This window comes from Streptomyces sp. NPDC048484 (assembly GCF_040651415.1).
Taxonomy (GTDB): Bacteria; Actinomycetota; Actinomycetes; order Streptomycetales; family Streptomycetaceae; genus Streptomyces.
This window is the reverse complement of the sequence record NZ_JBEZJY010000057.1, coordinates 21430-36609: the sequence shown is the minus strand read 5'-3', so window position 1 is coordinate 36609 and position 15180 is coordinate 21430. Positions and strand designations below refer to the sequence as shown.

Sequence of the window (15180 nt, the reverse complement as noted above, 5' to 3'; positions counted from 1 at the left end):
GGCTGCGACTGGCCGTCTATCTCTGTGTCCTGCGCCGTCGAACTCTGAGCGCGTGCCATCGAACCTTGACGGACGCGACTCGGTGCCACCGAGGGCTGAGCGCGTAGTTCAGGGGCTCGTCGCGGGTTGTGCGGCAAGGGGGCTAATGCGCCGACGACCTCGCACGCACGCGTCGTCCGCAACCACTGGGCACGCTCGGTCGTCTCCGAGAACATGACGTCGCCTCCGGCGCTTTCGCCCGTACCTCCGTCATGGCAGTACTGCGCTCAGGGAGCAAGCACGGCCGACCCGATTGGCTGCCGTGGCGTCCACGTCACCGGACACGCTTGCTGTCTGGCCCACCTCGACTCCTCCGATCGCGCCGTTTACCTCGCAGGTCTGAGCCCCGGCGCCGACGTCGATCACCGCGGCACCACCTTCGATGACCCTCTCCTGGCCGCGCTCCTCCATGCTGTCCGGGACCCGATCACTACCAGCCCCCACCTCGGGACCGCCCGGTTCGACAGCGCGACGTTCACCGCCGACGCCCGGTTCGACGGTACGACGTTCACCACCTACGCCGTATTCGAGAACGCGACGTTCACCGCCGAAGCCGGTTTCATCGGTGCGACGTTCACCGCACACGCCGTGTTCGGGGGCGCAACCTTCATCGCCAAAGCCTGGTTCGACGGCGCGACGTTCTCCGACGATGCACGGTTCGACCATGCGACGTTCACCGGAAACGCCACTTTCAGCAGTGCGACGTTCACGACCGACGCCATGTTCGCCAGGGCGACGTTCACCGCCAAAGCTTGGTTCGACCGTGCGGAGTTCACGTTACCCGCCCGGTTCGACGGCGCGACGTTCACGGCAAACGTCCGGTTCGACGGCGCGAGGTTTGCCGCCGACGCCCGGTTCGAGAACTCGACGTTCGCCGCCGACGCCGTGTTCGGCGGTGCGACGTTCGCCGCCGACGCCTTGTTCGACCATGCGACATTCTCCGCCGACGCCCGGTTCGACTGCGCGCTGTTCACCGCTGACGCCCGGTTCAGCGACGCGACGTTCACCGCTGCACCGAAGCTGGGTCCTCTCGCATGCGTGGGAGTTCTCGACCTGTCCCGGGCGGTGTTCGGCGTGCCGGTGGTGATCGAGGCCGCCGCCACCCACCTGTCGTGCGCGCGCACCCGGTGGGATGCAACCGCGATCCTCCGCCTGCGCCACGCCAGCCTCGACTTGACCGAGGCCATCGTCACCCAACCCCTCGCCATCACCGCCCACCCCACCCGCTTCCAAGACGCCATGGGGCATGCCGTGGGCGAGAGCGGACTGACGGGTGCCCCAGGCGTCAGTGTCCTGTCGCTGCGCGGCGTGGATGCCACGCAGCTGGTCCTTACCGACACCGACCTGAGCGCATGCCGCTTCTTCGGAGCCGTCCACCTCGACCAGCTCCGCCTGGGCGGCGAGACCACCTTCGCCCGTACCCCTACTGGAATCGACCTACGACGGGGTATCCCGCTGCGCTGGACCGATCGCCTGGCCCTGGCCGAGGAACACCACTGGCGCGCCATTGTCCCCGGCCGCCCCCGCCTGCGCGCGGGATGGACCCCCGCCACGCCACAACCGGCCCCTGCGGCGAGTCCTCCCGGGCCGCCCGCGCTCGCCGCGCTCTACCGGCAGCTCCGCAAGGCTTTCGAGGACGGCAAGGACGAACCTGGTGCCGCAGACTTCTACATGGGCGAGATGGAAATGCGCCGCCTGGTCCGCCGCCCCGGCCGCAACCGCGCCGAACACCAACTCCTCACCGCCTACTGGGCCCTGTCCGGCTACGGACTCCGCGCTTCCCGCTCCCTCGCCTGGCTCGGCCTCGCCGTAGCCGCCACCATCCTCGCCATGATGCTCTGGGGACTGCCCACCGAAGACCCCAAACCGAAGGTCACGGGCACACTGCCCGCCGCAGGACAGACCGTGAACCTGACCGTCGACAACGGCGACCCCACCCTCACCGGCATTACCCACGACCACCTCACCGGAAAACGTGCCGAGAAAGCCGTACGCGTCGTCCTCAACTCGGTCGTGTTCCGCTCCAGCGGACAAAACCTCACCACTGCCGGCACCTACATCGAGATGACCAGTCGCTTCCTCGAACCTGTTCTCCTGACCCTCGCTGCCCTTGCCATCCGAGGCCGCGTCAAACGCTGAACCCACCAGCCGCTCAAACTTCGGTGGCACAGGACACTCTGCGCGTCACAGCGGCGCGTCCGGAATGACAGAGAATTCGAACAAGCGATCTAATGCCGGTATGGATTCCACCGACTTCCCTGACGACCTGGTGTAGACACAGCACGCCTTCAACGCCGCCTACGAAGCGCTCGCCGCGCCGCGGCCCCGCGACACCACGGCCCTGCGCCGCCGCCTCCTTCGGCTGTCTGTACGCCTGTGGCGGCACCCGCACTGGATCACTGCCCCTTCGGTGCCGGCAGCGCGCACCGAGCTGCGACAGCTGGTCCGCACGCGGGAAGCGTCACGCGCCGCATGAGCTTGTTTTTTATGGTTTATGAGCTTTGAGGTGATTACGTTCAGCGATGCTTTCTGGGCGTCTGGTCGATTTGCCCACGTCGTAACGGGTAGCGGGTTGCCGGTTCTTCGAGCCAAGTGGGCGTCCAGGTCCGGGTGTTGAGAGTTTGGGTGCACGGGCCGGACTGTGCAGGTGAGGGCGGAGGTTCCTGAACCCCCGGCGGACACGGGCCGGGGTGAGCCGGGCGGGCTCGGCCCGCTTCTCCCAGGGGCGGCGGAGATCGGCCGCGGCCTCGCGGGTGAGCCGCAGCTGGGTGTGTGCCGCGATCACGAGCCATGTCCACCGGTCCGCGGCCTCGGGGCTACGGAGTCTGGGACGGGTCCAGCCGAGCGTCTGCTTTACAAAACGGAAAGTATGTTCAAGGTCGAAGCGCCGCAGGAACGCTTGCCACCGCAGGTCGACGTCCTCGCTGGTCATGCCGGTCTTGGAGGACCACAGCCAGACGGGTAGTGGGTCGCCTCCGCCGGGCAGGTGGTCCACCTGGAGCCGGATGAGGGTGCCTTCGATGATGGGGAGTTCGCCGTCGTGGTCGATCCACGCGCTGCGGGTGGTGAGCCGGGGGTGGATGCGGTCCCAGGCCATGGCCTGGGCGGTGCCGTAGCGGTCGGTGACCTGCACTGTCTCCGCGTCGGGCTCGCCCCAGGTATCGGGCTTGGCGAAGCGGAACTCCTTGCCGTGCTTCGGCGGTCGCCCGCCCTGGGGATAGGCCAGGGCGTACTCCTTGAGTGAGGGTGTCGGCCGGCGCATGACACGGTCCGAGCGCATCCGTCCCAGCACCTCGATGGGAAGACCATGGAGGAGGTAGGCCATGCGAGGGGCGTCGTATCCGGCGTCGAAGACGATCAGGATGTCCGGGTCGCCCACCTCCCACTGGCCCTGGCCGATCAAATCGTTCACGACGCGGCGGACCTGCCGGGCGGTGACCTCGGCGACATCATCGTCGGGGCCGAGGCGGACCGCGTCCAGCACCTGGCACCACGAGGTGCGGCCCGTCTCCAGCGCGGCGACGAAGGAGTAGGGCCAGCCGGGAATGAACTGGTCACTGGACCGTCCCGAGCGTCCGTAGACATGGCAGAACAGGCGGTCCGGGCTGGTCGGCGCGTCCGGACGCAGCCACGGCGAGACATCGACGGCCAGGACCAGGCGCTCGTCGGCGGCCTTGGGCTGCGGCAGCACGGCCAGTGCCTTCCGCAGCCTGTCCGAGTCGATGCGGCCCTGGTTGAGCGCGTCGTACAACGCGCCGTGCCCACGCCGGTGTTCAGCCAGCAGCGTCAGGTCGACCGGCGAGGTCACCGGCCCGTCCTCGCAGAGCATCGCGTCGCAGAGTTCGAACAACGTGTCACCTCGTCGGGTCAGGCATCCGTAGAAGTCCTCCCGAAAGTGGGACGTGAAGTCGAATGCCTCGTGCCGGGCATCGTGGTCCAGCAGACTCACCCCTGCGGCCTTCGTATGAACGCGGTTCTGTGACGGAACGCATGCTCATGCGGGGGCCGTCCGCCTGCCCGGCGGACTCCCGGACGAGCGAACCTGTTCGAGGTGTTGTTCGGAGTCGTGGCACCATGTCCGGCATGACGACGAACCGAAAGGTCCATGCCGCGTAGACGGCCAGGACACATCCGGGCCGGCATCTCCCGCCGCCGGACACCAGACGCAACCCCCGTCATCGACGGCCTCTCCTCGCGTGCGCTGTCTGAGGTCTACCGTCTTGAGTGCACCCGGACTTATCTCCAGCCGGGCGACGTCAGCGCAGCCGTGCGCTTGTGGAAGGACTACGTTCGTCGTCCCGAGCGCGAGCTGTGGCACGACTACGAGTGGGGCAACGTGCACTGGTACTGCTGCGGTAATCCCCTTGAAGCACGCGTTCTTCTCGACACCGTGACGCAGGCCGTGTCGCCTCGAACCGCCCGCGAACTCCGCCAGATCATCAGCAGGTTCGATGACGTCTGGAACCGACCGTCACCGCCGTACGACACGGACAGAGGATAAAAGACAAGCTTAGATGCGATGTCGGGGCGAGGGCGGTGCCAACGTGCGGGGTGCCGCCACCGGCCGGAAGCGTCGCGGGCGACGTCAACACCCACCTCCACCACCAGCTCGGGTTTCACCAGCGTTACCGCGAGCGTCTCGTGGCTGTCCCACCCGGCGGAGAACGACCACCCCGTCCAGGGATGATCGGCTTGATCTGCAGGCAGGAGGTCGGCGAGCGCGGTGGCGGCGCTCCGGGGCAGGGTGGTGGTGCGGCCGGCGTACTGGAGACGGTCTTCGGTGTCGTACCGGCCCAACAACAGTGTGCGAGGGGCGGCGCGGGGGCCGGTGAACGCGCCGACGATCGCCTCGCTCGTCTCGCGGATCTTGTACTTCTGCCATCCGCGCACCGACGGACGGTAGGGGGCATCGAGCCGTTTGAAGACGACTCCCTCCAGGCCGACGGCCGTCCAGGTGAGGTAGTCGCGCAGGGTGTCGGGGTCGGTGGTTGACGGGCACAGCGCCCAGGGGGCTGTCAGCGCTCTGTCGGTGAACAGCGCCTCCAGGGCTCCCCTCCGACGCCGGTAGGGCCACGAGGCTGTATCTGTTCCGGACAGCCGCAGCACGTCGAAGGCGACGAAGTGCGCCGGCCATTGCTGTGCACCCGCCGTTGCCTTGGCGCCGCGGCGGGAAAGCCGGTTCTGCAGCCGCTCGAACGCGAGCCGGCCCGCCGCGTCCCACACGATGAGTTCACCGTCCAGCGCCGTGGCGTCCGGGAGCTGTCCGGCCCCGGCCACCACCTCGGGGAACGCCGGACCCATCTCGGTCCCACGCCGGGAACGCAGCGCAACCCGGCCACCGTCTACGGAGAGCAGCGCCCGAAATCCGTCCCACTTCGGCTCACCCGCGAAGCCCGGCCGCAGCTCGGGCTCGGGGGTGGGGGAACTGAGCATCGGCATGGGAAACGTCCAGGTCATACCTGATCCCTTCCACGGAACACTCGCCGCAACATCTGTCCTGGGCGGCTAGCACACGGCACCATGCTCAGCATGAGGGATCAGCGAGCTAAAGAATTCGCCCGGTGCGCCGTAGTGCTGGCCGCAGAGCTGCACGAAGCAGGTAACGACGGCGCGCCAGCCGCCGACCCCGAGAACCCCTTTGCCGTCGCTGCTCCAACGGGCGATGACCTCTTCGCTCCGTCCATGGCGGGCCGGGAAGGCATTTTCGATCAGGCACTGTCCAACGGGCTGGCCGCGATCGTCGCCTTCGAGTGGTCGGGGGAGGAGTCCCACAAGGGGCGCGTCCTGCCGGCCAGCGCACTGCTCAAGGTGATCGAAGGACACGTGCATGCAGAGGACGGCATCGTCCTCATCCCTGACAAGCACCCCCTGCCGGAGATACCTCAGGCTGACCCAGACTCTCTTTTCCAGCCGCGTCGCCTGTCGACGCATACCCGGGTCGATGTGCGCACGCTTCAGAATGGGATCGAGGCCAGCCAGACGGCCCGGCACGGCCGTGGTGCCGGAGGCCTCCAGCGCCGTCACATCGAGGCCCTGCTGGCCCTCGATGAACACGAGAGCCTTGGGGTGATGGGAGAGCAACAACAGGACCGGATCCAGGAGACCGCTCAAAGGGAAGACTCAGCCTCCCAGGAGCGCGCTGCCGAGTACCTCGAACGGATTGGTGAGGAGGAAGCAGCGCGACGCGCCGAGCACGTGGTGAACCCCAACGCCTACCACCCGAAGCACAATCCGGACGGACACGACCTTGACGCCTGTCCTGTCTGCGGACACGACACGTTCTGTGTGGAGGGTATGGCTCCTACCTTCGGCCGGGTCGGGTATGGGCAGTGCCTGGTGTGTACTTACACGCGCACTCCCGATGCAGCCGAGGACGAAGCGTTTGCCGAGCATCTCGCGTGGGTCATGAACAAATGATTTTGGCAGCCCCAGGACGCATAGCTCCTTTACGTACGGCGATGTGTACCGCACTGTGTGAAACCGGTACGGTCACCGCATGTCTGGGGATCACAACACAGAAGGCGCTGCACGCAGGGGAGTTGGCGTGGCTGCGGTCAGCGCCGGGCTGCCGGCGCAGAGCGGACCGCCGCTGACGGAGTTCGAGCTCTCGGTCGGTGAGCGCAAGATTCTCCAGTTCAAGAGGAAACCCCAAATCACGGCGGTCGCCGAACTGGTGTGGAATGCCCTGGACGCCAACGCCACCGAGGTCCACGTCGAACTGCACCGCTCCAGCATGAAGGCCATCACCGATGTCGTGGTGACCGACAACGGTCATGGCATGACGCCCGAGCGAGCGCGCAGTGCGTTCCAGGCATATGGCACCACCTGGAAGACGACCAGGACGCACACCGAGGGCGGGGAGCGCATTCTGCACGGCCGCAACGGCGAAGGCCGGCTCTTCGCCTTCGCCCTGGGCGACCGGCTTGCCTGGGAGTCCACTGCCAAGGTGGGCGACGATCTGGGCGGGGTCCGAATCCGCGGGAACGCCGACCACGCCACCATCTGGCAGGTTGAGGAGAGAGAGCCGGTCCGGGAGAAGCCCGGCACGACCGTCCGCATCTCTGTTCCCCAGGGCAAGCCCCTGAGCAGCCTGGAGCGAGACGATGCCAGCGCGAACCTCACCGCAAAGCTGGCGTTCTACCTGCGGGCCTACCCGCACGTAGTCGTCACGTTCGACGGCAAGCGGCTCGACCCTAGCGACATCATCGTCGGCGAACCCGTCGACCTGGATCTGGACCTGCCGCAGGAGTACGTCGGCGAGGACCCGCCCCCGGTCGTGACCTTTGTCGAGTGGAACAAGCGGATGGGCGACCGCAAGATGCTCATCTGTAACGCCGAGGGCATCGCTCTGGGAGAGCACGGCAGCGACTGGTCCGACGGCATCATCAGCTTCACTCCCTACCTGCGCGCCAACCTGTTCAACGGCCTCTCCGTCGACGACCTGCACGGACTGACCATGTCCCACTCCGGACTCCTGGGCGCGGCCGTCAAGGCTGTGCAGAAGCACCTGGCCGTTCGCGGGGCCCAGATCTCGGCAGAGGTCGTGCGGCAGCTGAAGACCGAAGGGATCTACCCCTACGACGACCAGCCGGCGTCCGGTGCGCTCGCCATAGAGCGTCAGACCTTCGACGTCGTCGTCACCGCCGCCCGCCACGCGCTTCCCAACAAAAGGGCCGCCCGCAACCTCTCCGTCAATCTCATCCGCACCGCCCTGGAGAGCAACCCCGGCGACCTCCACACCATCCTCGACAAGGTCCTGGCGCTCAGCGACGACGACCGCCGACACCTGAAGAACCTCCTCGACAGCACCGACCTGACCCACGTCATCGGCGCAGCGACCACCGTCACCAACCGCCTGAACTTCATCCAGGCGCTGCGCAAGCTCCTCGCCGACGAACACCTCCGCAAGAACCTCCGCGAGGTCGACCAGCTCCATCCCATGATCGCCAAGAACCTGTGGCTGTTCGGCGAGGACTGGCACATGACCAGGAGCGAACTGGGACTCACCAATGTTCTCCAGGCCCACCTGGACGACCACCTTGGTGAAGACGTCGTCCTGGAGCACGAACTCGAAGCCGTCACCCAGCCCGACGGGCGCAGCGGCCGCGTCGACATCCTGCTGTTCCGCAGCCGCAAGGACGACAACAGCACCGAGCGCCTCGTCATCGAGCTCAAGCGACCCACCGTTAAGGTCGGTCCGAAAGAGCTTGGCCAGATCAAGGGCTACGCGCACGCCATCATCGATGACCCCCAGTACAGCGGGGTGGGATCCAAGTGGCGCTTTTTCCTCGTCACCTACGAATACTCGGACAAGATCCGTCGCGACATCCGGCAGAAGGACCGTCCCGCCGGTCTCGCCGACGTACAGGACAACTATGAGGTCTGGGTCAAGAACTGGGGCGAGATCCTCGACGCTGCGGAGAAGAAGTTGCGGTTCTTCCAGGATCAGCTGAACTACGAGGCGACCGACGACCGCGTCACCCAGCACCTCCGAGAGAGCTACTCCCACTTCATTCCCGACGCCCTGACACAGCCGCGCACCCAGACCGAGGAAACCGATCCCGCTGGCACCTCGCAAGACGAACAGTGAAAAGACGAGGTCCCGGAATCACCGGGTACCAGGGGCTTGGGTGGTCCTGGACCGTCTGGAGGCCACGCCCACCCCGGAGCGGGTTGCACCGAGCATGCGATAGCCGTCGGGAGGGCAGCCCCGAGCCCGGGGCCGGGGGCGCGGCTCCTATGTAGGAGAGCCTGATCCAGAAAATGCGGTGTGGGCGTCAACGTAGGCCGCCACACTCGATCCATGACGCTTGACCGTGTTCCTTCGGTATCGCCGCTGCCGCGTCCGTCCGTGTCGGCGATCAATCCGATGGTGCTGCCGGGGCCGATGCTGCTGCCCATTCTCGACACCAACGCGCTGCTGACCGAAGCCTGCTACCTCGTGAAGCACGACTACCAGCAGGACAAGGTCACCGCGCTGGCCGGCACCGGCCGCGCCAACCCCTACGTTGCTGCCCACGTGCCCGGCGAGATCGACGAACACCTGACCAAGCTGGCGGACCACTACCAAGTGCCGGAACGTCGGGTACGCCGCCTGCTCCGACAACAGATCCTCCCCGCCGTTCGCGTCGTGGAACTAGAGATCCGCGACCACTTGGCCCCGCAGACCCGGCACATCATCCAAGTCGACCCGGGGAGGGACCTCCGGCACCGCGGAGACCCCGACGACGCACCCACGATGGCACTCGCGGAGTTCCTCAGCCCATGCGTCATCGTCACCCAGGACAGTGTCTTCTCCCGCTTCGGCTTCGCCGTCATCGACTGGATCCCCGTCGCCCAAAGTCTGCTGCGCCTGGCCGGCCTCGAAGCTACCGCCGCCAATGGCCTGCTCGTCATCGACGTGATGCTGCGGGCGTCCGGTGCGGGCGCGCAGCGCCTGGTGTCCCTGGCAGCGCGCAACCCGCTGCCCACGGCGGCCGCCGTGGGCGGGCTGCTGCTATGGGGCTATCGCAGCGGCTACCTGTCGCGCGGCGACTGGCGGCAGCGCATCTCGCGCCTGGGGGAAGTGGCGCTGCCGCTGCTGGAGCGCGGCAACGCCGCGATGCTCGAACACCGGGCGATCAGCGACTCGCTCCTGGTGGTCCAGCCGCCGGCCTATCCCAACCCCGAGCAGCTGGCAGCCCGCTACCTTGCCCGCTGCGGCCGCCCCCTGACCCCCGGCGAGTTGCGCGACGCGCTTGACCGCCAGGGCCACACCATCCCGGCCGCGCAACTGCAGCGGCACCTACGCGCCCACCGCGCTTTCGTCCGTGCCCCTGGCGACCTGTGGACAGTCGGCCGCCCGGTACAGGAATTGAGTGACCTTTAGAGTCTTGCGCCGTTCCTCCGCTCACCCGCCCGCAGGACTTTGCGGTGCTGTCTTTCCGGCCCGGGTGCTCGCTGTCGCGCCGCCGGCCGCAGTCGGCATTCAGGACTGATCGGGTTCGTCCGGGTCCTCCGCATCGTCTTCCTGCGGCAGACCACCGTCGTCCTCGTCGGCCGAGTCAGCCAAGGATCGGGAGAGGCCGGCGAACAGACTGGGTGGAAACGCGCCGAGGCCAAGGTTCTTGCCGAGCCCGTAATCGATCATGGGCGGGGCCAGTGCCGGATTGGTGAAACCGGAATTCTTGAGAATCGCGGTGATCCCGGCGGCGGCGCCGAATGTGTTCGGTGGGAAGAGGTCGCTGATGTTGCCGACGGCCAGATTCAGGCCGGGGATGCCGAGGGCCGCTTGCCGCGCCAGGCCGGCGTCCCTGAGGAGACCGAGGACGCCGGGGTTGAATTTCGGCAGGGCCGCCGAGACCTGGTCGGCGATCAGGCTGCGCTGCACCTGGCCGATAGCACCGATCTTCGGCAGGGACCTGGACAGGTGCTGGGCCACGGCCTCCTCGGCTGAGGAGGTGCCGCTCAGCGCATTCCGTACGGCTCGCCGGGACGCAGTCTGTACCCGCTTCTTGAGGCGCTGGAGTATTTCGAGGCTCGCTGCGTCGGAGGTGTCCGGTGGGCAGGGCGCGGCAGTCTCGAGCGCCGTGAGGCTCTCGGCTTCGCCTGACGAGAAGAGAATCTTCATCTCCCACGTGCACGCGATGAACTGGGCCTCTGAGCCGTCACTGTCACTGGCGATGCCGTACAGCAGCCATTGTGCGTTCGCCGTGTACCAGACGTCGTCCCCGATCTTGTGCCCCGTGACGTCGTCGACGCTGAGCAGATCAGCTTCGGGAGGACTCACCCACGCAGACCACGACACCAGGGTCTCGTCGGCACCCAGTCCGTCGAAATCGACCGGGGAACTGAGATGCTCCATCGCGGTCTGTGCGACCCGCGACCGCACGGGACGTGACCGAAGGAGCTCGTTCGCAGCGTCCTTCGCGTCCTCCCCGGACACTTCCTCGGTGAACGTCGAGACGACCTCCGCGAAGTCAGCAAGCCGTTTGAGCCGGCCCTCCAGTCCCCGCACGTCCTCGTTCAACGGGTACGGGTAGGTCTTCCCGTCCCCGAAGTCCTTGGTGTTGTTCGTGACAAAATGAACCTCCTGTTCAGGATTGGTCTCCAGAAATTCCAGGACGGAGAACCAGATTGCGGCGTCCCGGCCTCCCACCGGAGCGTCGTACTTATCGGGCTGCCGCGGCTTCGCCGGAAGAAGCCCCATCGACTCGCGAGACAGCGCCCGCCGCGCTGCCTCACCGCTGGTCTCGATAACGTCGAAGACCGCCCCGTAAGCCCCCCGCCAGTGATTCAGAAGCCGCTCAGGGTCAAGTGGCTCTAGCGAGCTCTTCAGCTCCCAGGGGAGAAGTTTGTCCAGCTTCGCCAGCACGTCGACAGCCGACTTGTGCTTGGTGGGGTACATCCGCGCCTTGTGCGCGGCAAGTTCTTCCATCACCATCCATGGCACCGCCACCTGGATACCTGACGCCCTCAGCTTCCGGACAATGTCGGCTGGCACGCTGTCGGCCTCGATAAGGTGCAGTGCGTTCGTATCGAAGATGATCAACCTAGGTCCTCCGTCTCAACTGATTCATGGAACAGAAAGTCGCCGACGATCCGATGCTGCCGCTCGGCCGCCCGGTCCCACCAAGAGCTGAGGCGGGATGGGCGCAGTTCAACCGCGTGCCAGCGCCACAGCGGGGCGTCCGATCCAGGCACCGTGCTTGGGCGCAACGAACTTGCCGAGGAGCAGGCGCCCTCGTAAAACACCGACGCGTGTCCGGCCCTCCACCACTTGCAGTCCGCTGCCCAGCGGGTTCAGCAGGCGTCGGTCGATCAAGATCGGCGCGCGCACCCAAGTCCCGTCGGTTTCCCAGCGGCGGCTGACAAGGCCACGGTTTCCGGAATAGTGGTCCGGATGTTCGGCGACCTCCTCGATGCGGCCGGCGTCGGTTTCTCCGGTTGGCATCTTGCTGAGTTCTTGAGCCGTGACCATCTCAAGGCGCCACACGACATCCCGCGGATCGATGGCCCCGTAGTCATCCTCGAAGGGCGAGTGTCTCCAGTGATCGAAGGGCCATTGTTCGAGGACATCGGGCGGCCACCCGGTGGCGGCCACCGCAGGATCAGCGCAGTAGTCCTGGAAGCTACGGTCGTCATTGCTACGACGCGCCATCAGCCCTTTGACGTCGGTGAGTTCCTCCACTCCATCACCTTAGAGCTCACTTGTCCGCAGCCTGTGCCAGAACTCCTTGAGCCGGGACCTCTCGCGTTCCGTGGAAATCCGTAGTGTCACGCCGGTCAGCTCGTTTAGCGTGATCGGGTTGGCGACTGCCAGCACGCTGCTAATGGACACGCACTGGAGTATCGATGGCTCTGCCTGCACGGCTTGTTGCCGCCCTGGGGCGCCACCCTGATGACCTGACTGAGGACGATCTCAAGCGGGCGGTCGACAGCCAGGTGCCCGAGGGCGTCGATCTCGACTGGAAGAAGGATTTCTACCAGGGCACTGACGCGGGGAAGAAGGAGCTCGCCAAGGATGTGTGCGCCATGGCCAACACCGTCGGCGGCATGGTCGTCATCGGTGTCGACGACGGCAAGCAGGATCATGCGCGCGCCCTCGCCCCTTCTGAGCCGATCCAGGGACGGGGTGAAGAGTGGATCCGCTCGGTGCTCGCGAACTGGGCCCAGCCTGTCGTGCCCCACGTAGGCGTGCGCACTGTGAAATCAGGCGCCGAAGGCGGCAAGGTCTACTGGCTGCTGACCGTGCCCCCAAGCACGCAATCTCCGCACGCTGTCGCCGCACCGGGCAACGACTACAACTTCCGGGTGCATGTTCGGAACGGCACTACCACCCGCACCCTCACCGAATCCGAGATCGCCCAGCGCTACCGCGACCGCTTCCAGGCGGCCTCCGATGACGTCGATCGTCTGCATCAGGTTGCCGACTCCGGTCTCGGCTACCTGTCGACCCACCTGATCAGCACCGAGCATGGTGGCAAGCCCAAGGTGGACTACTACCCAGGCTGGGTCAGCTTGGCCGCGGTCCCCGCCGTCCGCGGGGTCTATTCCCTGATCACAAAGGCGGAGCGAGACGCGGCGCTCAACCGCTTCTTCACACTTGCAGGGGAAGCGATCACGACCAATATTCAACCGAAGCAGCCCGTTCTGGTCGGCCGCCGCCAAGTCCGCTTCGAGGGCGTCCCGACCGGCCAGCTCCACCAGGACGGCAGCTTCTTCGCGGCACGGCCCCTCAACATCCGAAGCAGCCGGCAGGACCCCGACGGCCCCGAAATTCTGTACCAGCGCGGCCTGGAACTCGATCTCGTAGCCCTAGTGCAGACATCGGCGGCCTGGGCAGCGGAGACCGGCGCAGCCGGGGACCTCATTGTCTCAGCGGCCTTCCACCGCTTCGACGACAACAACGCTCCGGTACACCTGCTGGTGTCGGAGCACGCCTTCCACCACGGCCTCCCGACACCGCTCCCGGCGACCCCAGCCCAGACCACAGCGAATCTCGCAGCGATCATCAATGACAAACGAGAAGCTGTCGTCGCGGCCTATGCCCTCGCCTCCGACCTGCTGGCGGACATGGGCACCCACCAGCCTCATGCCCTGACCCCCGACGGCGATGTCCTGCTCGACCGGCTTGGTGACTTCCGCCATCAGCTCACTGGCTGGATCAGCTAACGCCGACAGCACAAAGTCCCGGGACCCGTCCGTCCCCGGACTTTGCAGGATCCGGCTCAGCGGCTCACCACAACTACTTCACGCCCACTTCAGGCCCAGTTCCCGTAGGGCGTCGAGCTGTTCCGGGGTGAGCCTGTCCCGCCTCGATTTGGCGGCCGTGGCCTGCAGGATGAGTCTCGGGTCAGCTTTGGCGGTGCTGGATTTCCGGGTCGCTTGCCAGTCTGTCGGGAAGCTGTGTCCTTTCGGTTATATTGCAATCGAGCAGCATGTCGACTGTTAGGTATACAGCTCCTATGAGGTTCGATCCTTCGAGGTTGGTGCTCTGAAGTTTGGCCGTAATGAATCCGGATTTCCGTAGGTCTGTCCGGCTGAGCTTGGCTTGGGTCAGGTTGCTTCCGAGAAAATTCACCTCCTGCACGGATGCGTCTCGGAGGAGTATGTGGGTGAGATTAGCTTTGACGCAGTAAGCTTTGTCGAAGTTAGCCCCATCTGCCCTAGCGTTGCTCAGGTCGGCGTTAGAAAAGTCCGCCCTCGAGAGGCAGGCTCTTTCGAGGTTCGCATGCTTGAGGTTGGCGCCGCTAAGATCAATCCTGATGCGCTCAGGTCTTTCTGGGCGTCGACCTAGGACTGACAGGGCGGCTTGCGCGTCGTCCCTGATGCGGGCTTCAGGCTGGCCTGTTCTGTCTTCCTTCGGCATGAGCCGGATGAAGGCGGCAAGTACTTCAACGATCGCCTCGTGGTCTTTTTCGCTGTCCTTCATGATGCGTTCGAGGGCGTAGATGCCGCCGAGTCGTTCGGCGAGTTCCTTCGACGCCATGAGCTTGATTGCTTCGACGTAGCGTCCCGTGACTTGGCCTTCGCGTGCGAGTTCGACCTGTTCCTGGTCTCGTTGCTGCGTCTCTCGCAGAATGGTCTCGAACTGCTTTTGGTTCTCGGTGAACTGCTCTTGGGTGTGTTTGAACTGGTCGCGTTCAAGCCGGTGCTTTTCGCGGGTGTAGTAGAGGCCTGCTGCGGTGAAGCCGCCTGCGGCGAGAGCGATGAGCATGGTTCGGAAGCCGGTGATGATGATGCCGGCGCTGGAGACGAGCTCGTGGTTCTTGTCTCGCAGGTGGTGGCCTTCGATCCACCAGGGTCCCCAGATGAGGAGCACGGTGAAGGCGATGGAGCCAGCTGTTCCGCCCACGACGAAGCGGGCGCGGCGGTGCTGGGCGTGGACTTTCACTGCGTCTTCGTTGTCCGCATCGGGCTTGGCTCGGTCGAGGTAGGCCCAGGCGAGGTCGGCGATGAGGACTGCAGCCGCGACTGTGAGCGCGGTGGCGGGCAGGTCGCGCGACTCGATCCAGCCGACGAGGCTTGCGGGGTTCATGCTCGGCATGATGTCCGTGCCGTCGTAGCGGCATGCAGTGATTGCCCGTTTCAGAGGTGGAGTTGAGTAGCGTGCCCTGTGCGCGCAGCCGACTGCGGGAAGGGGCAGGCTCGGCAGATGGC

Annotated in this window: 10 protein-coding genes and 1 pseudogene; 6 read left to right on the top strand and 5 right to left on the bottom strand. The window is 66.0% G+C overall.

The annotated features are described in order from the left end of the window. The first annotated feature begins 213 nt into the window (after positions 1 to 213). Positions 214 to 2178: a pentapeptide repeat-containing protein gene (locus AB0D14_RS38520; protein ID WP_362788145.1), complete on the top strand. Its 1965-nt coding sequence runs from the start codon at positions 214 to 216 to the stop codon at positions 2176 to 2178. A gap of 100 nt (positions 2179 to 2278) precedes the next feature. After that, positions 2279 to 2515 (top strand): annotated as a pseudogene (locus AB0D14_RS38515) (hypothetical protein). Positions 2516 to 2524: 9 nt separating this feature from the next. Here AB0D14_RS38515 and AB0D14_RS38510 read toward each other — a convergent pair. Both AB0D14_RS38510 and AB0D14_RS38505 read right to left on the bottom strand, forming a co-directional pair. Continuing rightward, positions 2525 to 3982, bottom strand: coding sequence for an NF041680 family putative transposase (locus AB0D14_RS38510; RefSeq protein WP_362788189.1), 1458 nt, complete (start codon positions 3980 to 3982; stop codon positions 2525 to 2527). 377 nt (positions 3983 to 4359) lie between these two features. After that, a complete protein-coding gene (locus tag AB0D14_RS38505; protein ID WP_362788142.1) occupies positions 4360 to 5496 on the bottom strand; it encodes an ATP-dependent DNA ligase in 1137 nt (378 codons plus the stop codon). A 63-nt stretch (positions 5497 to 5559) separates the two neighbouring features. On the opposite strand from AB0D14_RS38505, the gene AB0D14_RS38500 reads away from it, so the two are divergent. The 3 genes from AB0D14_RS38500 to AB0D14_RS38490 all read left to right on the top strand — a co-directional run bounded on the left by AB0D14_RS38500 (position 5560) and on the right by AB0D14_RS38490 (position 9907). After that, positions 5560 to 6456 (top strand): hypothetical protein, encoded by an 897-nt coding sequence (locus tag AB0D14_RS38500; RefSeq protein WP_362788140.1) that lies wholly within the window; start codon positions 5560 to 5562, stop codon positions 6454 to 6456. Between the two features lie 127 nt (positions 6457 to 6583). Next, complete coding sequence (locus AB0D14_RS38495) at positions 6584 to 8629, top strand: ATP-binding protein (protein WP_362788137.1); 2046 nt, start codon at positions 6584 to 6586, stop codon at positions 8627 to 8629. Between the two features lie 213 nt (positions 8630 to 8842). Continuing rightward, positions 8843 to 9907 (top strand): PIN domain-containing protein, encoded by a 1065-nt coding sequence (locus AB0D14_RS38490; RefSeq protein ID WP_362788134.1) that lies wholly within the window; start codon positions 8843 to 8845, stop codon positions 9905 to 9907. Between the two features lie 99 nt (positions 9908 to 10006). Here the strand turns inward: AB0D14_RS38490 and AB0D14_RS38485 are convergent, their stop codons facing one another. Next, positions 10007 to 11569 carry a PIN domain-containing protein gene (locus AB0D14_RS38485; protein ID WP_362788131.1) on the bottom strand — a complete coding sequence of 521 codons (1563 nt, stop codon included), beginning with the start codon at positions 11567 to 11569 and terminating at the stop codon, positions 10007 to 10009. 108 nt (positions 11570 to 11677) lie between these two features. Further along, the gene (locus tag AB0D14_RS38480; protein WP_362788129.1) at positions 11678 to 12208 is read right to left on the bottom strand and encodes a hypothetical protein; all 531 of its coding nucleotides are present in this window, start codon (positions 12206 to 12208) and stop codon (positions 11678 to 11680) included. 164 nt (positions 12209 to 12372) lie between these two features. Between AB0D14_RS38480 and AB0D14_RS38475 the strand changes: the two genes are divergently transcribed. Continuing rightward, complete coding sequence (locus AB0D14_RS38475) at positions 12373 to 13692, top strand: ATP-binding protein (protein WP_362788126.1); 1320 nt, start codon at positions 12373 to 12375, stop codon at positions 13690 to 13692. Between the two features lie 181 nt (positions 13693 to 13873). Here AB0D14_RS38475 and AB0D14_RS38470 read toward each other — a convergent pair whose 3' ends face one another. Then, positions 13874 to 15058 carry a pentapeptide repeat-containing protein gene (locus AB0D14_RS38470; protein WP_362788124.1) on the bottom strand — a complete coding sequence of 395 codons (1185 nt, stop codon included), beginning with the start codon at positions 15056 to 15058 and terminating at the stop codon, positions 13874 to 13876. Positions 15059 to 15180 lie beyond the last annotated feature (122 nt).